Annotated in this window: 6 protein-coding genes and 2 pseudogenes; 2 read left to right on the top strand and 6 right to left on the bottom strand. The window is 33.5% G+C overall.

The features are described 5' to 3' along the window. Nucleotides 1–119: 119 nt before the first annotated feature. The 5 genes and pseudogenes from arsC to CD147_RS10930 all read right to left on the bottom strand — a co-directional run bounded on the left by arsC (nucleotide 120) and on the right by CD147_RS10930 (nucleotide 3,909). A complete protein-coding gene (gene arsC, locus CD147_RS10950; protein WP_103167501.1) occupies nucleotides 120–515 on the bottom strand; it encodes an arsenate reductase (thioredoxin) in 396 nt (131 codons plus the stop codon). Between the two features lie 16 nt (nucleotides 516–531). Beyond that, nucleotides 532–1,824 carry an arsenite efflux transporter membrane subunit ArsB gene (arsB, locus tag CD147_RS10945; RefSeq protein ID WP_174694347.1) on the bottom strand — a complete coding sequence of 431 codons (1,293 nt, stop codon included), beginning with the start codon at nucleotides 1,822–1,824 and terminating at the stop codon, nucleotides 532–534. Continuing rightward, nucleotides 1,824–2,138 carry an ArsR/SmtB family transcription factor gene (locus tag CD147_RS10940; RefSeq protein ID WP_103167499.1) on the bottom strand — a complete coding sequence of 105 codons (315 nt, stop codon included), beginning with the start codon at nucleotides 2,136–2,138 and terminating at the stop codon, nucleotides 1,824–1,826. Before CD147_RS10940 ends, arsB begins: the two co-directional genes overlap by 1 nt. Nucleotides 2,139–2,252: 114 nt before the next feature. After that, nucleotides 2,253–2,668 (bottom strand): annotated as a pseudogene (locus CD147_RS10935) (carboxymuconolactone decarboxylase family protein). A 44-nt stretch (nucleotides 2,669–2,712) separates the two neighbouring features. Further along, entirely contained in the window at nucleotides 2,713–3,909 is a 1,197-nt protein-coding gene (locus CD147_RS10930; RefSeq protein ID WP_103167498.1) for a 3M3SH-releasing C-S lyase, read from the bottom strand. 133 nt (nucleotides 3,910–4,042) lie between these two features. Here CD147_RS10930 and CD147_RS10925 point away from each other — a divergent pair, with 133 nt between their 5' ends. Beyond that, nucleotides 4,043–4,540, top strand: coding sequence for a hypothetical protein (locus CD147_RS10925; RefSeq protein WP_103167497.1), 498 nt, complete (start codon nucleotides 4,043–4,045; stop codon nucleotides 4,538–4,540). A gap of 44 nt (nucleotides 4,541–4,584) precedes the next feature. Beyond that, a pseudogene (locus CD147_RS12580) lies at nucleotides 4,585–4,887 on the top strand (M23 family metallopeptidase); the annotation flags it as partial. A 121-nt stretch (nucleotides 4,888–5,008) separates the two neighbouring features. Here the strand turns inward: CD147_RS12580 and CD147_RS10915 are convergent. After that, nucleotides 5,009–5,845, bottom strand: a complete 837-nt coding sequence (locus CD147_RS10915) for a trypsin-like serine peptidase (protein WP_103167495.1) — start codon at nucleotides 5,843–5,845, stop codon at nucleotides 5,009–5,011. Nucleotides 5,846–5,985 lie beyond the last annotated feature (140 nt).

Below are 5,985 nucleotides of genomic sequence, written 5' to 3'. Positions count from 1 at the left end.
TGCGTTCGAGCCTCACTTTCTTCATTTCTAGTCAACCTTGCCGGGGCGGGACGACGAAATCTTTGAAATTACATTAGATTTCTGTCTCGCTCCCTAGATTTCTGTCCCACTTCCTTATATTATCTTAATTTGAAGTTTTCAATAGCTTGTTTAATTTCATCTCTAACACGTTGAAATTCCGACCAATCTTTACCGGCTGGGTCATCGAAACCCCAATGTTCTTTTTTAACATGTGATGGCATGACTGGACAGTTTTCATCCGCGTTGCTACATAACGTTACAACTAGATCTGCCTGTTCTAAAATATGAGAATCAATCAAATCTGATGTATGGTGTGAGATATCAATTCCCACTTCTTTCATCGCCTCTACTGCTTTTGGATTTACGCCATGCGTTTTAATACCAGCAGAGTAGACGTTCCAATGTTCACCTAATAATTTCTTTCCCCAGCCCTCAGCCATTTGACTACGACATGAATTACCAGTACATAAAAAATATATAGTTTTTTTCTTCATAATTCACGCTTCTTTCCTAAAATAGTATAAGTGTAAGGTATAAGCCTAACAATGTTACAAATAGTACTGGAATTGTTATGACAATACCTGTTTTAAAATACGTTCCCCAGGAAATTTTCACACCTTTTTGAGTAAGAACGTGTAGCCATAATAATGTTGCTAGAGAACCAATAGGTGTGATTTTCGGTCCTAAATCAGATCCAATCACATTCGCATAAACCATACCTTCTTTAATTGCTCCTGTGACGCTAGATTGTCCAATCGCAATAGCATCGATTAATACAGTCGGCATGTTGTTCATAATTGAAGATAAAAAGGCAGATATAAACCCCATTCCCATAATACTGCTCAATAAGCCGTAACTTGAAATATGAGATAGTACATCAGCTAATATTGTGGTAATGCCTACATTTTTCAAACCAAATACCACTAAATACATTCCAATTGAAAATATGACGATATTCCATGGTGCGCCTTTAATCACTTTTTTAATATGAACTGCTTTAGATTTACGTGCTAATAGTATAAATATAATTGCGATAGCACCTGCAATAAAAGATACAGGAATATGAATAACTTCGCTGACAAGGTATCCTACAAATAACACACCTAATACAACCCAGGACATTTTAAATAACCGTTGATCTTTAATCGCACTTTTAGGTAGTGAAATATTATCAGTATTGAACGTGCTTGGTATTGATTTTCTAAAATATAACCATAAAACTACGATGCTTGCGCATAAAGAGAATAGATTAGGAATAATCATCCGACCGAAATACTCTAGGAAACCAATATTAAAGTAATCGGCAGAAACAATATTAACCAAGTTACTCACAATTAAAGGTAGCGATGTCGTATCCGCAATAAATCCACTCGCTATAATAAATGGGAAGATAATTTTCTTATCGAACCCTAAATTTCTTACCATTGCCAGTACAATAGGTGTCAAAATTAACGCAGCACCATCATTAGCGAAAAACGCAGCTACAATAGAACCTAACAACATAATAAAGATAAACATTTTTAAGCCGTTACCTTTTGAAGCCCTAACCATATGTATTGCCGACCATTCAAAGAAACCTATTTCATCTAAAATGAGAGAAATAAGAATAATAGCAACAAATGTCAGCGTTGCATTCCAAACAATACCTGTAACTTCAGCTACATCAGAAAAACTCACTACGCCTGTAATAATAGCTATAATGGCTCCGACTAATGCCGTAATACCAATATCTAAACCCTTAGGTTGCCATATTACAAAAATTAAGGTTATTAAAAATATTACAATTGCTAAAATAGTCATTATTAACATTCACCTGATTTCATATTTTTACATATACATCGTTCATTCGAAGTACTTAGCATAGTTAAATCTTGATGAATATTATCTAATAAGTGATGGTTAAGCTGATATATGCGTTTATTTCCTTCTTTTCGAGTAGTAACTAACTCATTATCTACTAATGATTTCATATGATGACTCAACGTCGGTTGCGAAAATTGAAAGTGCTCCAACAAGTCACATGCACATAACTCTCCACATGACAGTAAATCTATAATTTCCAATCTACTTGGATCCGATAAAACCTTAAGCATTGTTGATAACTCTTTATAAGACATACACTACCTCCTCAACAATTAATAGATTACCATCTATATAGATAGAAATCTATATAAGCAAAAACCCCGATTGATTTACTCAATCGGAGTTTTATTATTTTAATTAGGGAAGAGCTATCCTTCACTATCAGGTTCTAATTTCATAATTGCCCCGAAGTTTTGTTGGGCATTTGTAAAAGTAATAAATGAAACAAGTTCCACAATTTCTTGTTCGTTCAAGTTTTCTTTTAAAACATTAATAATATTATCTGGTATTTGATCACCCATTTTAATAAAAACTTCCGCAAAGCCTATACAAACTACTGATTTTTCATCTTTAAGACTGCCGGTAGGTTGACCTTTTGCTTTACAATACATCCATTCTTTTGAGCTAGCATTCTTCGTATTTCTTCTTTTAGTTCTTTACTAAGAGCACCACCATTTTCTAGTAAATCGCTTAATCGAGTCCAAGACATCATCAATTCTTGTTGATGACCTAATAATCTTTGAAAAGGTGTAGCGCCATTTGTTGAGTAATCAATAATAGTCATAATGCTTCTCCCCTTAAAATCAGTAAATTACTACGTCACAATATTTATACTAATGCGTCTTTTATTTTTTGTAGGCCTTTTTGCATAATCTTACGTGGGACGGCGAGATTAATTCTTACGTGGCCGTCTGCGTTGTGGACGAATTGTTCTTGCCCTTCTATAATTACGCCGGCATTTTTAATAAAGTATTTGGCTAGTGGTTCGTTAATATCATTATCTTTAATATAATAGCTTAAATCTACCCAAGCTAAGTAAGTTGCTTCTGGAATTTTAAACTCTGCATGTGGTAGTTCACGTTCTAGGAAGTCGGCTAGGTATTGGAAATTGCCATCTAAATAATCATTCATGGCTTCCAACCAGTCTTCGCCCTTTTCATAAGCAGCTTGAGTCGCCACGATACTCAACGGATTCTCAGTACTGAAGTGATGACGTTTCCAGATATTTAATAAACGCGTATTAGGAATAATGATATTTGAGAACATTAGCCCAGCAATATTAAATGCTTTACTTTGGGACATAGCGGTGATGATCTTGTCATAATCTGGAACGGCTTTAGCGAACGGCGTATGTGTTTGCCCACTACGTTTAATATCACAATGAATTTCATCAGAGATTAACCATACATTATTATCTTTCATAATTTGGCCAAACTGTCGTAATTCCTCTTCTGACCAAACCCTGCCTGTCGGGTTATGAGGGTTCGCAAAGATACATAATTTAATATTTTCTGTTTCTACCTTTTGGCGTACATCTTCAAAGTCAATTTCATAATATCCATTATGATTAATCATTGGTGAATATACGGTAGAAATATGATTTTTGTCGCATGCCATTTTGAAAGGTCCATAGCTTGGTGTAAGAATGAGTGCTTTATCATTTTTAGCGCAAATATAGCCTACTAATTCTATTAATCCAGCTACGATGCCGTGTGAGAATACGAGTTGTTCTTGGGGAAAAGTATAACCATAACGTCGTTCTGTCCATGATACAAATGCGTTATAGTAGTCTGATCCAAAGATGTTGGTATAACCTAGTATTTTCTTATCAAGACGGTCACGTATAGCATCTAGCACGACTTCCGGCGTCTCAAAGTCCATATCTGCTACCCACATACGAATTAATTCATCATTATCTTCTATATCTAAAACATCGGCATCACCAAATAAATAACCTTTATAGCCTTCTACATTCATCGCATTGGTAGACCGACGATCGATAATTTCATCAAAGTTATAACTCACGTTTCACCCTCCTATTGTCCATATCTTACGTTCTATTTTAATACTTACTTTCATTTAATTCACTTAATGCAATTCATGATATTTTGGAAAAAGAAATTGTAAAAGATATAATAAGAAGAAAGGAGCGTATAATATGTTTAACATTGAAGACTCATATTTAGATTCCATTAATAATAACCAATACAAAGCAATCTATAATAATCTGTCTCCTGAATTTAAAAAACATGTGAAGAAAAGAGAACTAAAAAGAATCATAAAAAAATATAATAGTTCTAATCATATACTTTATAGTAGTTTTTCAATTAATAATGTTAAACACGTTATTTTTATTAGTAATGATCAAAAGCAAGGTGCATATTTAGCCATTAATAATAACAACCAAATTGAAGGTTTATTTTTGACTTATTCAGATGCAAAAAATCATGAGCCTACCACCTCTCTTAAATATAATATGCCTATTGATAAGCAATGGACTGTTTTTTGGGGCGGTAATAATAAATTAGTTAATTATCATCATGATATTATTAGTCAACGCTATGCTTATGATTTGTTAATAGCTAATAATGGCTTTACTTATATGAATGAAGGTAGAAAAATGAGGACTTTTACGCTTTTAACCAAAATGTTTTAGCGCCTTTAGAAGGCGTAGTTGTAGATGTACGTAATAATTTACCTGATAATATCCCGGGAAATATAGACATTAAACACCCTTCTGGAAATTATATAATTATTAGGCACACTGAAAATGAGTACAGTATGATTGCTCATTTTAAACAAAATTCAATTTGTGTGAGTCCAGGAGAAAAAGTAGACAAAAACACAATTATCGGCAAATGCGGAAATTCTGGTAATTCTACTGAATCTCACATTCATTTTCAAATTACAGATACGCCGCTCCCTACTAATAGTTGTAAATCACTAAAAATTAACTTTTCTAATTTAGAAAGCCCAATTAGAGGGTCTGTTGTAGAAAGATAATTCGCTAAAATAATACATTATATATATCTTAATCTCAAAATTCCCAAAATATATAAAAATAGCTATGAATTATCTCTGCGACAACAGAAAATTTCATAGCTATTTTTGAGCATCTTGCTTATTATTTAATATTTTTAACAATGAATGAACGGATGCTACCTGTGAATTTAAAACCTCCAGCAAGTTCATTGCCTGTTGTGCCGTTTAGGTTCCAACCATATGCAGAGATACCAATCACTTGGTTGCTGCTTGTTAACATAGGTGAACCAGAACCGCCAGATCTAAAGATTTGTTTATTCATAATTTCACGGCCGTTCGTTGTTGTTTTTAAGAATCTCGCATGTGATTCCCACATTCTTGTGTTATCTTCTGTTGGGCCATATTTATAATATTTATCATAACCTGGCGCTTTAATTTTAGAACCAGTTTTTAATTTATTAATTGTTGTAGTACTAGCAAGTTTTAATGGTTTAAGATAGCGACTCATATCTTCCTTTGTGTGGACGATAACCGCGTCAGCATTTGGAACACGTTTGATTTGTGTAGACTTAAATGTATATTTCTTAGTTGAACCATTACGACCAGTAACGATTTTTACATCTTTCGGACTAGCTACTTTACCATTGCCATCTTGGACTACGTGAAGATTTGTCATATATGTATGTGGCCCGATAATAAAACCAGTACCCATACTATCTTTATTTTTACCTTTCCAACCATCTAAATTAGTAACACGTCCAACCGCATCATAACCCGATTTAGAGGGGTTAGTAATTCTATTGATTGAGATACTGCCCGCTCTAGCTTTTAAATTGGCCGCTTGATAATAGTTTGTATTATTCAAGCCATTGTAAGGATAAGATGCCACAGCAGCATCAACATCATTTGTTGGTAAGAGGAATGTCGCACTAAGCGCAACTGCCCCTATAACGCCTGATAATTTAGTTAACTTTTTCATTTCATTTTGACCTTCATTTCATTTATTTATTTTTACTACTGAAAATTAATTAAGACATCTAAATATTACCATGAAACTTTTTACCATAGTACCACTATATGATAATTGTTTTATATTATCGTTATATATTTGTGTAGTTT

The organism is Staphylococcus devriesei (assembly GCF_002902625.1).
GTDB classification, from domain to species: domain Bacteria; phylum Bacillota; class Bacilli; order Staphylococcales; family Staphylococcaceae; genus Staphylococcus; species Staphylococcus devriesei.
This window is presented reverse-complemented; position numbering and strand designations above follow the sequence as displayed.

What these genes read in the sequence shown, in the direction of transcription:
- arsC (WP_103167501.1), bottom strand. Translation starts at nt 515, where the DNA reads ATGAAGAAAAAAACTATATATTTTTTATGTACTGGTAATTCATGTCGT.
- CD147_RS10940 (WP_103167499.1), bottom strand. Translation starts at nt 2,138, where the DNA reads ATGTCTTATAAAGAGTTATCAACAATGCTTAAGGTTTTATCGGATCCA.
- CD147_RS10925 (WP_103167497.1), top strand. Translation starts at nt 4,043, where the DNA reads ATGTTTAACATTGAAGACTCATATTTAGATTCCATTAATAATAACCAA.
- CD147_RS10915 (WP_103167495.1), bottom strand. Translation starts at nt 5,845, where the DNA reads ATGAAAAAGTTAACTAAATTATCAGGCGTTATAGGGGCAGTTGCGCTT.